Annotated in this window: 11 protein-coding genes and 1 pseudogene; 11 read left to right on the forward strand and 1 reads right to left on the reverse strand. The window is 68.8% G+C overall.

Going from position 1 to position 14,361, the window contains the following annotated elements:
- The first annotated feature begins 236 nt into the window (after nucleotides 1-236).
- Nucleotides 237-1,430 (forward strand): PQQ-dependent sugar dehydrogenase, encoded by a 1,194-nt coding sequence (locus LC066_RS06505; RefSeq protein ID WP_224897335.1) that lies wholly within the window; start codon nucleotides 237-239, stop codon nucleotides 1,428-1,430.
- Between the two features lie 54 nt (nucleotides 1,431-1,484).
- On the opposite strand, the gene pepT is transcribed toward LC066_RS06505, so the two are convergent.
- On the reverse strand, nucleotides 1,485-2,723 hold the full coding sequence (gene pepT / locus LC066_RS06510) for a peptidase T (protein WP_224897337.1): 1,239 nt from the start codon (nucleotides 2,721-2,723) through the stop codon (nucleotides 1,485-1,487).
- 289 nt (nucleotides 2,724-3,012) lie between these two features.
- Between pepT and LC066_RS06515 the strand changes: the two genes are divergently transcribed.
- The 10 genes and pseudogenes from LC066_RS06515 to LC066_RS06560 all read left to right on the forward strand — a co-directional run bounded on the left by LC066_RS06515 (nucleotide 3,013) and on the right by LC066_RS06560 (nucleotide 14,359).
- Nucleotides 3,013-4,224: a TsoY family (seleno)protein gene (locus tag LC066_RS06515; RefSeq protein ID WP_224897339.1), complete on the forward strand. Its 1,212-nt coding sequence runs from the start codon at nucleotides 3,013-3,015 to the stop codon at nucleotides 4,222-4,224.
- A 94-nt stretch (nucleotides 4,225-4,318) separates the two neighbouring features.
- Nucleotides 4,319-5,140, forward strand: a complete 822-nt coding sequence (locus LC066_RS06520; RefSeq protein WP_224897340.1) for a Crp/Fnr family transcriptional regulator — start codon at nucleotides 4,319-4,321, stop codon at nucleotides 5,138-5,140.
- 30 nt (nucleotides 5,141-5,170) lie between these two features.
- Nucleotides 5,171-6,919: an ABC transporter ATP-binding protein/permease gene (locus tag LC066_RS06525; protein ID WP_224897342.1), complete on the forward strand. Its 1,749-nt coding sequence runs from the start codon at nucleotides 5,171-5,173 to the stop codon at nucleotides 6,917-6,919.
- A 923-nt stretch (nucleotides 6,920-7,842) separates the two neighbouring features.
- Nucleotides 7,843-8,397, forward strand: a pseudogene (locus LC066_RS21565) (ATP-binding cassette domain-containing protein); the annotation flags it as partial.
- Nucleotides 8,398-8,713: 316 nt separating this feature from the next.
- Nucleotides 8,714-10,312 carry a cytochrome ubiquinol oxidase subunit I gene (locus tag LC066_RS06535; RefSeq protein ID WP_224897346.1) on the forward strand — a complete coding sequence of 533 codons (1,599 nt, stop codon included), beginning with the start codon at nucleotides 8,714-8,716 and terminating at the stop codon, nucleotides 10,310-10,312.
- A gap of 5 nt (nucleotides 10,313-10,317) precedes the next feature.
- Nucleotides 10,318-11,478, forward strand: coding sequence for a cytochrome d ubiquinol oxidase subunit II (cydB, locus tag LC066_RS06540; protein ID WP_224897348.1), 1,161 nt, complete (start codon nucleotides 10,318-10,320; stop codon nucleotides 11,476-11,478).
- A 19-nt stretch (nucleotides 11,479-11,497) separates the two neighbouring features.
- Nucleotides 11,498-11,626, forward strand: coding sequence for a cytochrome bd-I oxidase subunit CydX (gene cydX / locus LC066_RS06545; protein ID WP_085888367.1), 129 nt, complete (start codon nucleotides 11,498-11,500; stop codon nucleotides 11,624-11,626).
- A 103-nt stretch (nucleotides 11,627-11,729) separates the two neighbouring features.
- Complete coding sequence (locus LC066_RS06550; RefSeq protein ID WP_224897350.1) at nucleotides 11,730-13,028, forward strand: FAD/NAD(P)-binding oxidoreductase; 1,299 nt, start codon at nucleotides 11,730-11,732, stop codon at nucleotides 13,026-13,028.
- A 15-nt stretch (nucleotides 13,029-13,043) separates the two neighbouring features.
- Entirely contained in the window at nucleotides 13,044-13,400 is a 357-nt protein-coding gene (locus LC066_RS06555; protein ID WP_224897352.1) for a DUF5368 domain-containing protein, read from the forward strand.
- Complete coding sequence (locus LC066_RS06560; protein WP_224897354.1) at nucleotides 13,397-14,359, forward strand: SLAC1 anion channel family protein; 963 nt, start codon at nucleotides 13,397-13,399, stop codon at nucleotides 14,357-14,359. The genes LC066_RS06555 and LC066_RS06560 overlap by 4 nt, the downstream gene beginning before the upstream one ends.
- Nucleotides 14,360-14,361 lie beyond the last annotated feature (2 nt).

Below are 14,361 nucleotides of genomic sequence, written 5' to 3' on the forward strand. Positions count from 1 at the left end.
CGCATGGGGCACGGGTGACGGGGCCGGAGGAGAGAAACCTTCGGCCCCGTTGCGTTGTCTGGTCCCTGACGCCGGGGATACCGCCCTTCACGCACGGACACGAGGCCGTGGGGTCGCTGTTTTCTGGGGCGCGCGCCCTCGACGGGCGATGCGAAGGGCATAGCTTGAACGTTGGACCAAGGGCTGTCGCCCTGTCTGGTCCGCAATGACGAGACGCCCCGCATGAGGACCCCGCCATGACATCCATCCGCCTTTCCGCCCTTCTTCTGACCGGCGCCGCGCTGGCCGCCCCCGCGAGCGCACAGGATTTCAACGCCGCGCCGCCCAATGCCGCCGATCAGCAACCCGCCTTCGAGGGCCAGACCCGTGCGCCGGTGCTGGAGGACGAAGTGACCTTGGACCGTGCCGTGGTGGTGGACGGGCTGGAACATCCCTGGGGCATGGAACAGCTGCCCGATGGCCGCTGGCTGGTGACCGAACGCCCGGGGCGGTTGCGCATCGTTACGCCCGGTGGCGAGGTGTCGGACCCGGTCGAGGGGCTGCCGCAGGTCGATGCCCGCCGCCAGGGCGGCCTGTTGGACGTACAGGTGCGCGACGATTTCGACGAGACCCGCCGGGTCTGGTGGAGCTATGCTGAACCGCGCGAGGGGGGCGAAACCGGCACCGCCGTTGCCACCGGCCTGCTGTCCGAGGACGGCAGCGCGATGGAGGAGGTCGAGGTGATCTTCCGCCAGATGCCCGGCTGGGCCTCGAGCATGCACTACGGCTCCCGTCTGGTCTTCGACGGCTCCGGCGCGCTTTTCGTCACCACCGGGGAACGGTCCCTGCCGGAGCCGCGCCAGCTGGCGCAGGATCCCTCGACACATCTGGGCAAGGTGCTGCGGATCGACCCGATGGGCGGCGCCATGCCCGGCAATCCGCAGATCGAGGGCGGCGCGCCCGAGGTCTGGTCGCTGGGCCACCGCAATATCCAGGCCGCGGCCCTGGGGCCGAACGGGGCACTCTGGACGATCGAACACGGGCCGCGGGGCGGGGATGAGCTGAACCGGCCCGAGCCGGGCGGCAACTACGGCTGGCCCGTCATCACCTACGGGATCGACTACAACGGCAGCCCCATTGGCAACGGCGAGACGGCCTCGCCCGAGATGCAGCAGCCGCTGTATTACTGGGACCCGGTGATCGCCCCCTCCGGCATGGACTTCTACGAGGGCGAGATGTTCCCCGATTGGCAGGACAGCATCCTGGTGGGCGCCCTGGCGGGCCAGGCGCTGGTGCGGCTGGAACTGGATGGCACCAGCGTGAAGGGCGAGGCGCGGTATCTGCAGGGGCAGGGCCGGGTGCGCGACGTGGACGTGGCCGCCGATGGCGCCGTGATGATCCTGACCGATGCCGGTAATGGCGCCCTGGTCCGGCTGACGCCGTCGGAGTGATCCGGCCCCGGGCGGGGTCTGCCCGCCCGGGAACGTATCGGGGCCGTCGCGCCCTTACTTGCTCACCGCCTTGTCGGCGATCTGCAGCATCAGGTTGGTCGCCACCTCCATGTCCTGGACGGAGATCCATTCCAGCGGCCCGTGGATGCACTGCATGCCGGTGAAGAGGTTGGGCGTCGGCACGCCCATCTCGGTCAGGCGCGAGCCGTCGGTGCCGCCGCGGATCGGCACCGAGATCGGCTCGACCCCAAGCGCGCGGGCGGCATCGCGGGCCAGTTCCACCGGGGTCATGTCGTTTTCCAGCCAGTAGCGCATGTTGCGATACTGCTCGGTGATCTCGCATTTGATCTGCGCGCGGGGCTCCGACGCGCCAATGGCCTCGCAGATCTTCGTCAGGATCTCGCCCTTCTGCGCCAGCCCGTCACGCTCGAAATCGCGCAGGATGAAGGTCAGCTTCATCTCGGCGGCGTCGCCCGTCATGTCGGTGCAGTGGATGAAACCCTCGTAGTCCCTCGTCGTGTCGGGCGTCATCGTATGGGCGGGCAGGGCGGAGATGATCTTCGACGCCAGCTGGATGGCCGAGACCAGCTTGCCCGTGGCCTGCCCGGGATGGATCGAGACGCCGGTGACGGTGACATGGGCGATGTCGGCGGAGAAGGTTTCATAGATCACCTCGCCCACCTCGGCACCGTCGTAGGTATAGGCGAAATCGCAGGCGAAATCCTTCGGCAGGTGTTGGTCCACGCCGCGGCCGATCTCTTCGTCCGGGGTGAAGGCGATGCGGATCTTCGGGCGGGCGATCTCGGGATTGTCGATCAGGTGCTTGGCCGCCGTCATGATGATGGCGATGCCCGCCTTGTCGTCGCCCCCCAGAAGCGTGAGGCCCGAGGCGGTGACGATGTCATGGCCCTGCTTTTCCGCCAGGTAGGGGAAATCCTTCGGCGACAGCACCAGGTCCGGCGCGTCGGGATAGGTGATGTCGCCGCCGTTGTAGCCCCGGATGACCCGCGGTTTGACGTCTGTCGCATTGTACTGCGGGGCGGTGTCGAAATGGGCGCAGAAGCCGACCGTCGGCCCCGGGGCGGTGCCCGGCACGGTGGCCAGAACGGCGCCGTAGTCGGTGACCTCGACATCCTCGGCGCCGATCTCGCGCAGCTCTGCCTCCAGCAGGCGGATCATGTCCCACTGGATCGTGGTGCTGGGCGAGGTGGGCGACAGAGCGTCGGACTGGCTGTCGACGGCGCAGTAGCGGGTCAGGCGGGTTTCCAGATCGGGGGCGAATTTGGGCGACATGGGGGACTCCTTCGGTTCGCGCGAAGGGTTGGGCGGCGGGACCGGAGTGTCAAGGCGGCAGAGGGCGGCAAGAGGGGGCGCTGCCCCCGTCGCCGCTGGCGACACCCCCGGAGTATTTCTGGCAATCGGATTGGGGGAGGGGCGTTGCGCCCCGGGCAGCGGGCGAGGATCTGCTTTGATGTGGGTCATATTTCAAAGGGTTGCGGGATAATCCCGCCTTGGTGACCATGTCACTGAGGGGCGCGCGAAAGGGGCGTATCGTCGGATCAGATATCCAATGGAGGATCCGATGAAACCGCAAGTGACCCGTCCCGCAGATCGCTGGTCGCCGCTGTATTTCCTGGCTTCGGTCGGGGCCGGTGGCCTGGCCGTGACCTTTTTCATGTATCTGATGTTCTGGGTGAAACACCCCGGTCAGCCGGTGCCCGTTTTTGAGGACATCCAGGCGGCGCTGGCCACCGCAAGCCCGCTGTTCTCGGCGACCATCTATCTGGCGCTGGCCGGGATCGCCGTCTTTGCCGCCATGAACCTGTACCTGCTGGTGTGGAACCTGCGGCGCACCGGCGCCTTCCTGCGCTCCGAGACCGGCGCGGCCCTGGCCGCCGGGCAGGGGCAGACCCAGATGACCGCGCTGCCGCTGGCGCTGGCCATGTCGATCAACGGCATGTTCATCTTAGGGCTGGTCTTCGTGCCCGGCCTCTGGGGCGTGGTCGAGTATCTCTTCCCGCTGGCCCTGATCGCCTTTGCCGCCGTGGGCGTGCTGGCGCTGCGCCAGGTGGGGCGGTACGTGGTGCGGGTGATCGGCCATGGCGGTTTTGACTGGAAGGCCAACAACTCGCTGTCGCAACTGCTGCCGGCCTTTGCCCTGTCGATGGTGGGGGTCGGCCTGGCCGCCCCGGCGGCGATGAGCACGGTCAAGGCCACCGCCGGTGTGGCACTGGTGCTGGCCAGCTTCTTCCTGGTGATCGCGGTGATCTACGGGGCGGTGAAACTGGTGCTGGGGGTGCGCTCGATGCTGGAGCATGGGGTGGCCGTGGAACAGGCGCCGACGCTGCTGATCGTGGTGCCCATGGTGACCGTCCTGTCGATCCTGCTGGTGCGTCTGGACCATGCCCTGCACGTCCATTTCGGCGGCCATTCGACCCCGGCGGACATGCTGGTCTTCCTGACCCGGGCGCTGTCGGTGCAGCTGGGCTTCACCCTCTTCGGCCTGACGATCCTGTCGGCCACCGGCTATATCCGCCGCTTCCTCACCGGGTCCGAGACCTCGGTCGGGTCTTACGCGCTGATCTGCCCCGGTGTGGCCCTGTCGGTGCTGATGCACTTCTGGATCAACAAGGGTCTGGTGGCGGTCGGCCTGATCGCCAAGTTCAGCACCGCCTACTGGGTCCTGAGCGGGGTGGCCGTGGCGCTGCAGCTGTCGATGATCCTGCTGCTGCTGGTGCTGAATCGCCGCCACTTCCTGGCGCGGCGCGCCCCGGCCCAGGTGCCCGCGGAATGATCCGCGCGCCCCGGTCGAAGTGATCCCCGACCCCGCCCGGCCTGCTGCCCGGGCGGGGTCTTTACCCATGACCCGCAGCCCAGGAGCCGCTGCCATGCCCCATGTTTCCCATGCCTTCGGGACCCCGCCGGAGACCTCTGTCCGGTCCGGGCCGCAGGTCCCCCCGGACGCGCCCTGTCCTGACGCCCCCGACGCCGCGGCTGCCCGCGACCTGGTGGCGGCCGTGCGCGCGGCGGGCGGACGCCAGCAGGAGGCCGCGGCCGGGGCCCTTGCCTTCCGCTGGTTCGGCCCGCCGCGGGGCTTCGTCCTGCTGGTGACGGGGCGCCTGTCGGTGCGGTTTCACACGCGCAACCGGCTGGTGCCCATGGCGGAATGCCGGGCCAACGCGGGGCAGGACTGCATGCCGGTGACGGCGGCGATCCTGTCAGGCATCGGCCTGTCGGTTGCGGCCCACTGCCTGGAACGAACCCGCTGGCTGACGCTGGATCCTGCGGCGTTCCGTCGCCTCGTGGCGGAGGACGCAGCCTTTCGCCGGGCGTTGTTTGCCCAGCATGCAAGGCGTTTGCCCTATTTCTTCCAGCGGGTGGCGGGGCCTGTCACCCTCAGCATGGAACAGCGCGTGGCGGAATGGCTACTGGCAAATGCGCGCGCGGATACGGTAGAGACGACGCACCAGGCCATGGCCGCCGATCTGGTCACCGCGCGCGAGGTCATTTCCCGCCGCCTGCGGGCGTTCGCCCGCCAAGGCTGGATCGAGCAGGGGCGCGGCACGATCCGTCTGACCGGGGCAGCGGCGCTCAGCCGCGTCGCGCGGGGCCAGACCGCCTGGGGCAGCACGGCGGGCCAGCGGCCCGAGGACAACAGGACGCGCGAGCGGGAGGCCAGCGCCGACAACAGCAGGACCGGGCGCCCCTGAGCCCCGGCGGGGCAGAAGAGGCGAGGCCAGATGCAGGACGTTGCGTTGCCGGACGGTGCCGGGCTTGAGCCCGAAACGGCACAGGCCGTGCCCGAGGCCACCCCGCCCGGAGACCGCCGCGCCGCCCGCGCCGCCATGCAGGCTCGCATCATCGCCCCGGTGAAGCCCCTGTTGCGGCGGGCCGGACTTCTGAGCATCCTGTCGGGTCTTCTCTGGCCGGTGCAGGCCGCTGCCATCGCCTGGGCCGTCTCCGGCTGGGCCGGCGGAGCCCTCGCGCTGGAGCGCAGCCTCTGGGCGGCCGGGATCTTCCTGCTCTGCGGGCTGATCCGTGCAGGCCTTGACCGGGTGGCAGGCGGCCTCCTCTACCGCGCCGCGGATGAGACGATCGCGCGAGAACGCGAGGGGCTGATCGGCCGCGAGGCGCGGCGTCCGGGCGGGGCAGGCTCCGCCGCCGTGGCCGCGCTGGCGGTGCAGAAGCTGCCGCTGCTGCATCCTTGGATCACCCGCTACCATGTCGCCATGCTGCGCACCTCGGTCATTCCGCTGGTCTACCTGGCCGTGGCCTTCTGGTTCTCTTGGGCCATCGGGGTCGTCCTGCTGGTCGCCGGGCCGCTGATCCCTGTCTTCATGGCCCTGGTCGGCATGGCCGCCGAGGACGCCAGCCGCCGCCAGATGGATGAGATCGGCGACATGAACACCATGCTGATGGACCGGCTGTCGGCCCTGTTGGACATCCGCCTGCTAGGCGCGCGCGCCCGCGCGGCCGAGGATTTCGAGACCCGCGCCGACCGCCTGCGCGAGAAGACCATGGCGGTGCTACGCATCGCCTTCCTCAGCTCCACCGTGCTGGAGCTCTTCGCCGCCATCGGCGTGGCCATGGTCGCGGTCTTCGTCGGCTTCACCCTGCTGGGCGAGGTCGGCTGGGGCAGTTGGGGCAACGGGCTGACGCTTTATGAAGGGATCTTCCTGCTGCTGATCGCGCCAGAGTTCTTCCAGCCGCTGCGCGATCTGGCTGCCGCCTGGCACGATCGCGCCTCGGGCGTCTCGGTCGTGGAGGAGCTGGAGGCGATGGACGCCGCGCCGCGTGTCGCCTTGCTGGGCGAGGGGACGCAGGCCGCGCCGCTGGCCGGGCCGCTGTCGGTTTCGGTGCGAGGCGGGGTTGCATCCCTGCCGGGCCGGGCGTTGCCCCTGCCGGACCTGGACCTGAGCGCGGGGCAGAGCCTGGCGCTGGTCGGGCCCTCTGGCGTGGGCAAGTCCACGGCGCTGTCGGCGCTGGCCGGGCTGGTGCCGCTGGTCGAGGGCCGGATCGAGGTCTGCGGGCAGGAGCTGAACGCCGGCACCGCCGACGGCTGGCGCGCGCGCCTCGCCGTGGTGCCGCAGCGGGTGCATTTCCCGGATCTTCCCCTGGGCGACTGGCTGTCGGGCGGGCGTGCGGTGGACGAAGGCACGATGACCGAGGCGCTGGAGCTGGCCGAGGCCCGCGCCGTAGTCGACCGCCTGCCCGAGGGCCTGCAAACGCGGTTGGGTGAAAGCGGCGGCGGTGTTTCGGGCGGCGAGGCGCGGCGGCTGATGATCGCCCGCGCGGTGCTGCAGGGCGCCGATCTGGTGCTGGCGGATGAACCGACGGCGGACCTGGACGCGCTGACCGCTGACCGGGTGACCCGCGCGCTGCGCCGCCTTCAGGGGCAAGGGGCGGCGCTGATCGTGGCGACCCATGACCCGGCGCTGGCCGGGGCGATGGACGCGCAGATCGTCATGACCGGGGAGGCAGAGGCATGAGGGCGCTCTGGCGGGTTTTGAAACTGTTGCTGGGCGCCAGCCCCAAGGCCATGGCGCGCGGCGCCGCGCTGGCCGTCACCGTTCTGCTGATGGGGGTGGCCCTGCTGGGGCTGTCGGGCTGGTTCATCACCGCGACCGGGCTGGCGGGACTGGCCGGGATCGGCATCGCCTTCAACGTCTTCCAGCCCTCGGCGGGGGTGCGGCTGCTGGCCCTGGGTCGGACGGCGGCGCGCTATGGCGAACGGCTGTTGACCCATGACGCCACGCTGCGGGCGCTGGCCGCGCTGCGGGTGGACCTGCTGCGCCGTCAGGCGCGGGCCGGGGGGCGGGCGCTGGCGCGGCTGCGCAGCGAGGCCACGCTGACCCGGATCCTGGCGGATGTGGATGCGCTGGACGGGCTGGTACTGCGCCTGGCGCTGCCGGTCTTCGCGGCGCTGCTGACCCATGCGGTCGTCTTCGCGATGTTGGGCTGGCTGGCGGGCTGGCCCGTGGCGCTGACCGTGGCCGCGATTTACCTGCCGCTGGCGGCGCTGGTGCTGGCACTGCTGGCGCGGGCGGGCATGGCCCCTTCGCGGGAGGGCGAGAGCGAGGCGCAGGCCCTGCGCCGGGGGATGATCGACATGATCCGGGACCGCGAGGCGCTGATCCTGGGCGGCCAGCTGGCGGCCCGGGAAACGGCGCTGCGGGCGGGCGACGCACGGGCGCGCGCCGCCTCGGGGGCGCTGGATCGCGCCGAACGGCGCGCCGGCGCGCGGCTCTCGGCGCTGGTGGCGCTATCGGTGGCAGGCGCGCTGGTGGCCGGCGGCTGGCTGGCCCAGACGGGCGGGCTGGACCCGGCTCGCGCGGCCATCGGCATCTTCGTGGCGCTGGCCCTGGCCGAGACCGTGCTGCCGCTGCGCCGGGGCTTTGCCGAGCTGGGCCGCATGGTCGATGCGGCCTCTCGCGTCGATCCCGGCGCGTCTGCGCTCGGCGACGACAGGGAAGGACAGGAGACGGACCGGGCAGAGGCGCCGATCCTGTCGGTCGACCGCCCCGAGGCGCGGTTCACGCTGCAACGGGGCGAGGCGCTGGCGCTGGAAGGGCCCTCGGGCGTGGGCAAGACCACGCTGCTGCTGCGCATCGCGGGCCTGATGGCGGGCGAGGGGATCGCAGTTGCGGGCCATGGGCCCGAAGACTGGACTGAGGACGCCCTGCGCGCCCGGGTCGCTATGCTGCCGCAACGCTCCGCCCTGATCGCCGGGACGATCCGCGACAACCTGGCCCTGGCCGCGCCCGAGGCCACGGATGAGACGTTCTGGCAGGCGCTGGAGGTCGTGGTCCTCGACACCGTGGTGCGTGATCGCGGCGGGCTGGACGCGCGTCTGGGGGAGAGTGGCACGGGCCTCTCGGGCGGGCAGTCGCGGCGCCTGGCCCTGGCGCGCTGCGTGCTGCGCGCGCCCGATCTGCTGCTGCTTGACGAACCGACCGAGGGGCTTGACCCGGCCACCGCGGCCCGCGTGCTGGGCAACCTGCGCGCCGCGCTGCCCGACAGCGCGATCCTTGCGACATTGCACCGTGGCGGGGATCACGTAATCTTTACCGAGCGACTCACCATTTCCCGCCCCTGAGGCGGTCGTTTTTGCCTCAGGTCAAAAACTGAACTCGAGATTCCAGTAGGTATTGTGACGACGTCACCGCCCTTGGTGACGAAGTCACACAGGAATTCAGTCCGGCGGGGCTATGCCCGGGACAATTGGAGAGTGGCCGAGTCGTGTTTTCTCCCCCGCGGCGCTCTCCCAAGCAAGGAGGCCAGAGATGGAGCTCGACATCGTTGAGCTGTCACGACTGCAATTTGCAATGACAGCCATGTACCACTTTCTCTTCGTGCCGCTGACGTTGGGTCTTTCGATCCTCGTGGCGATCATGGAGACGGTCTATGTCATGACCGGACGACCGATATGGCGCCAGATGACCAAGTTCTGGGGGACGCTGTTCGGCATCAACTTCGTCCTCGGCGTTGCCACCGGCATCACCATGGAATTCCAGTTCGGGATGAACTGGAGCTACTACAGCCACTACGTCGGCGACATCTTCGGCGCGCCTCTGGCGATCGAGGGGCTGATGGCCTTCTTCCTGGAGGCGACCTTCGTTGGTCTGTTCTTCTTCGGCTGGGACAAGCTTTCGAAGGTTGCGCACCTGATCGTCGCCTGGCTGGTCGCGCTCGGCTCCAACTTCTCGGCGCTGTGGATCCTGATCGCCAACGGCTGGATGCAGAACCCGGTGGGGGCGGAGTTCAATCCCGACACCATGCGGATGGAGATGACCAGCTTCTTCGACGTGCTGTTCAACGAGGTGGCCCAGGCCAAGTTCGTGCACACCGTCAGCGCGGGCTACGTCACCGCATCGGTCTTCGTGCTGGGGGTCTCGGCCTTCTACATGCTGCGCGGGCGCCACTTGCGCCTCGCGAAACGTTCGATCACCGTCGCCGCCAGCTTCGGCCTGGCCTCGGCCCTGTCGGTCGTCGTTCTGGGGGACGAGTCGGGCTATTCCGCCAGCCACACCCAGAAGATGAAACTGGCCGCCATCGAGGCCATGTGGGAGACCGAGGAAGCCCCGGCGCATTTCACCCTGGTCGGCATCCCCGACAAGGAGGCGCGCGAAACCCATTACGCGGTGCATATCCCCTGGGCCATGGGTCTGATCGGCACCCGTTCGCTGACCGAGGAGATCCCCGGGATCAACGAGCTGGTCGACGAGGCGCATGATCGCATCGAAAGCGGCATCATCGCCTATGACGCGCTGATGACCATCCGCGCTGAACGCGATGCCACCCCCGCCGATGTCCGCGCCACCTTCGAGCAGCATTCCGAGGACCTCGGCTTTGCCATGCTCTTGATGCGCTATACCGACGATCCGCGCACCGCCACGCCCGAGATGATCGACCAGGCGGCCGAAGATACCATCCCCGGCGTATTCCCCCTGTTCTGGGCCTTCCGGATCATGGTGGGTCTCGGCTTCGGCTTCATCGGCATGATGGCCTATTTCTTCATCCGGTCGAGCTTCTACGGGCAGAGCTACCCTCGCTGGGCCCTGCATGCGGCCGTCTGGCTGATCCCGGCGCCCTGGATTGCCGCCGAGCTGGGCTGGTTCGTGGCCGAGTTCGGGCGTCAGCCGTGGACCGTCGACGGGGTCCTGCCGACCGCGCTGTCGGTCAGCCACCTGTCGGTCGGTGACCTGCTGCTGACGCTTGCCGGCTTCGTCACCTTCTACAGCGTGCTCTTCATCATCGAGATGGGTCTGATGATCAAATACATCCGCAAGGGCCCGACCGAAGATGTCGAGGAAACCGAAATCTGGGAAGAGCGGCACGCGGCCCGGCTTCAGGCCGATCCCGCCATCGCTGCCGCGGAGTAAGAACCATGATCCTTTACGAACTTATCAGCTATGACGTGCTGCGGGTGATCTGGTGGGTGCTTCTGGGCGTCCTCCTGATCGGCTTTGCCCTGACCGACGGTTTCGACATGGGGGTCGGCGCGCTGCTGCCCTTCGTGGCCAAGACCGATGTGGAACGCCGGGTGGTGATCAACACCGTCGGCCCGGTCTGGGAAGGCAACCAGGTGTGGTTCATCCTTGGCGGTGGCGCCATCTTCGCCGCCTGGCCGCCGCTCTACGCGGTCAGTTTCTCGGGCTTCTACCTGGCGATGTTCGCCGTGCTGGCCTGCTTCATCCTGCGGCCCGTGGGGTTCAAGTACCGCTCCAAGCGCGAAAGCGCGCGCTGGCGGCGGAACTGGGACTGGGCGCTGTTCGTCGGCGGGGCCGGTCCGGCGCTGCTCTTCGGGGTGGCCGTGGGCAATGCCATGCTGGGCGTGCCCTTCCACCTGAACGACCTGCTGATGCCGATGTATGACGGGACCTTCTACGGCAAGTTCCTGGGTCTGCTGCGGCCCTTCGCGATCCTGTCGGGCGTGGTCAGCTTCGCCATGCTGATGATGCACGGCGCCGCCTGGCTGGCGCTGAAGACGGAAGGGGAGATCAACGCCCGCGCCCGTCGCATGGGGTCTGTCGCGGGGATCGTCGCCATCGTCGCCTATGCCCTGGCCGGTGTCTGGCTGGCCTTCGGGGTGGACGGCTTCACCCTCACCTCCGACGTGGTGGCCAATGGCCCATCGAACCCGCTTTACAGCGAGGTTGCGCGCGGCGGGTCCTGGCTTTCGGCCTATGCCGAGCGGCCCTGGATCGCCATCGCGCCCGTGCTCGGCTTCCTCGGGATGGTGCTGGCGGTGCTGGGCCTGCGGTCCCAGCGTGAGGTCTCGACCCTGCTGTTCTCGAAGCTGGGGATCCTCGGCGTCATCAGCTCGGTCGGGCTGACGATGTTCCCCTTCATCCTGCCGTCCACTGTGGATCCGGCCTCCTCGCTGACGGTCTGGGACGCCTCGTCCTCGCACCGCACGCTGTTCATCATGCTGGTCTGCGCGCTGATCTTCATGCCGCTGATCCTGGCCTACACCGCCTGGGTCTACAAAGTCCTCTGGGGCAAGGTGACCGAAGATGACGTGACCGGCCCGTCGCACAGCTACTGACACGAAAGGAACAGATCAAATGTGGTATTTTGCCTGGCTTCTGGGCCTTCCGCTGGCCGCCATCTTCGCCGTGATGAATGCGATGTGGCTGGAAATGCAACGCGACCGCCGTCTTGCCGACGAACATGACGAGGCAGGCGGGAACTGACGACACCGCCCCGGCCGGGGACCCCCGTGGGGACGGGGCCGGCCGGGGCATTTCGAAGGGACCGGGGCCGTGGGGGGACCCGAACGTGGTGGAGGAGAGCGGCATGGTAGACCGCAGAGATTTCCTGAAACTGGCGGCGCTTGGGGCGACCGCCGGCATGGCGACGGGCACACAGGCCGCGCCGCAACCTGATCCGGTCGAAACGACCGCCCGGATCGTCATCATCGGCGCGGGTGCCGCCGGCACGGCGCTGGCCAACCGGTTGGTGCGGCGGCTGGACGGGGCGCAGATCACCCTGATCGACCCGCGCCGCGATCACCTCTATCAGCCGGGGCTGTCGCTGGTGGCGACGGGGCTGAAGCCCGCCGGTTACGTGGTGTCCAAAACCACAGACTGGCTGCCCGACGGCGTGGATCTGATCCCCGACCGCGTGGCCGCGGTCGACCCCGAGGCGAAGACCGTCGCCACTGAGGGCGGCGAGGTCCTGGACTACGACTGGCTGGTCGTGGCCCCGGGGCTGGTGCTGGACCACGACGCGATCGAGGGGTTCTCGCTGGATCTGGTGGGCCGCGACGGCATCGGCGCGCTGTATGCCGGGCCAGACTACGCCGCGAAGACCTGGGAGGCGGCTGGCCGTTTCACCGAAGAGGGCGGGGTGGGCATCTTCACCCGGCCCGCGACCGAGATGAAATGCGCCGGTGCGCCGCTGAAGCACACCTTCCTGATCGACGATATCGCCAAACGCCACGGCGCCGCGCGCGAGGTGGTCTATGCCGCGCCGCAGGGCAGCCTCTTCGGCGTGCCGATCGTGGCGGAAAAGGTGCGGATGCTGTTCGAGGATCGCGGCATCGACACGATGATGCAGTCGACCCTGGTCGCCGTCGAACCGGGCGCCAAACGTGCCACCTTCCGCACCGAGACCGGGCTGGAGGAACGCGACTACGACTACCTGCACGTCATCCCGCCGCAGCGCGCGCCGGATTTCGTGGTGCAATCGGGCCTCGCCTGGGCCGACAAATGGGTCGATCAGGGCTGGGCCGAGGTCGACATGCACAACCTGCGCCACCTGCGCTATCCCGAAATATTCGCCCTGGGCGACGTCGCGGGCGTGCCCAAGGGCAAGACGGCGGCATCGGTGAAATGGCAGGTGCCGGTGGTCGAGGATCACCTGGTTGCCGCCATCGAGGGCAAGGAGGGGACGGGCTATTACGACGGCTACACCTCTTGCCCGTTGATCACCCGCGTGGGCCGGGCAATGCTGGTGGAGTTCGACTACCACAACAACCTGACCCCCAGTTTCCCGGGCGTGATCGCGCCGCTGGAAGAGCTGTGGATCAGCTGGCTGATGAAGGAAGTCGCGCTGAAGGCCACCTATAACGCCATGCTGCGCGGCCGCGCCTGAGGAGGAGGACAGACCATGAAGGACATGACATTCAGTACCCTGATCGCCGTCTTCGAGGAGATTTTCGGACGCGGGCTGTTCTGGGCCATGGTGGCCGTCGCCGCAGTGGTGACGCTGGCCTATCTCTACGTGCTGATCCGCGACCGCGCGGTCAGCTGGCGCAAGTTCCTGCTGGCGCAGCTGTCGATGCCCGTGGGCGCGGTGGCCGCGGTGATCTTCGTGCAGGCGGTGACCCATTCGGGGTTCGAGGACATCGGCGGGCCGATCGACGTGATCGTCCTGCTGGCGGTGGCCGTGGTCGGGGCCATCGGCATGGCGATCCTCGTCTACACGGCGCAATCCCTTCTGACTGGACGGAGATCTGCGGAATGACCGACGCCACCAGCGCCCCGCAGCCCTCGCGGCTGGAACATTTCCCGATTTCCTTCTTCGGCATGTCCATGGGCCTGTTCGGCCTGGCCCTGGCCCTGCACGCGGGCGGCCTGACGACTCCCGCCCACTGGGTCGGGGCAGGGGCGCTGGTGGTCTTTGCCGCGCTGGTCCTGGCGCTGGCCGCCAAGGCCGCGCTGCACTGGGAGGCGCTGAAGGCCGAATGGCACCACCCGGTGCGGCTGGCCTTCTTCCCGGCCACCTCGATCTCGCTGATCCTGCTGGCGACCTTCCTGCGGGAGGTCTCGCCGCCCGTGGCAGAGGGCGTCTGGCTGGTCGGAGTGGCGGTGCAGGCGGTGCTGACGCTGGTCGTCATTTCCGCCTGGATCTCGGCCCGGGCCTTCGGGCCGCAACAGCTGTCGCCGGCCTGGTTCATCCCGGCCGTGGGCAATGTCATCGCCCCGCTGGCCGGCGTGCCCCTGGGCTATGTCGAGCTCAGCTGGTATTTCTTCGCCGTCGGCATGATCTTCTGGGTCGTGCTGCTGACGCTGGTCTTCAACCGGCTGATCTTCCACGATCCGCTGCCGGGCAAGTTGCGCCCGACTCTGGTCATCCTGGTGGCCCCGCCCGCCGTGGGGTTCCTGGCCTGGGTGCAATTGCAGGGCGGGCAGGTGGACGCCATGGCACGGATCCTGCTGAACGTGGGCTATTTCTTCACCGCGCTGGTGGCGATCCAGGTGCCGGCGCTGCTGAAACTGCCGTTCGCCCTCAGCTTCTGGGCGCTGTCCTTCCCGCTGGCGGCGATCACCACGGCCAGCTTCCGCTTCGCCGCGCTGACCGGCTCGGGGGTCCACCTCGGCCTGGGCTATGTCCTGCTGGCGGTGCTCGTGGTGACCATCGTGGCGCTGATCCTGCGCACCGCGCGGGCCGCCGCCGCCCATCAGATTTGCATACCGGAGTGAGA

The sequence above is a fragment of the Pseudooceanicola marinus genome, assembly GCF_020177265.1.
Classification (GTDB): domain Bacteria; phylum Pseudomonadota; class Alphaproteobacteria; order Rhodobacterales; family Rhodobacteraceae; genus Pseudooceanicola; species Pseudooceanicola marinus_A.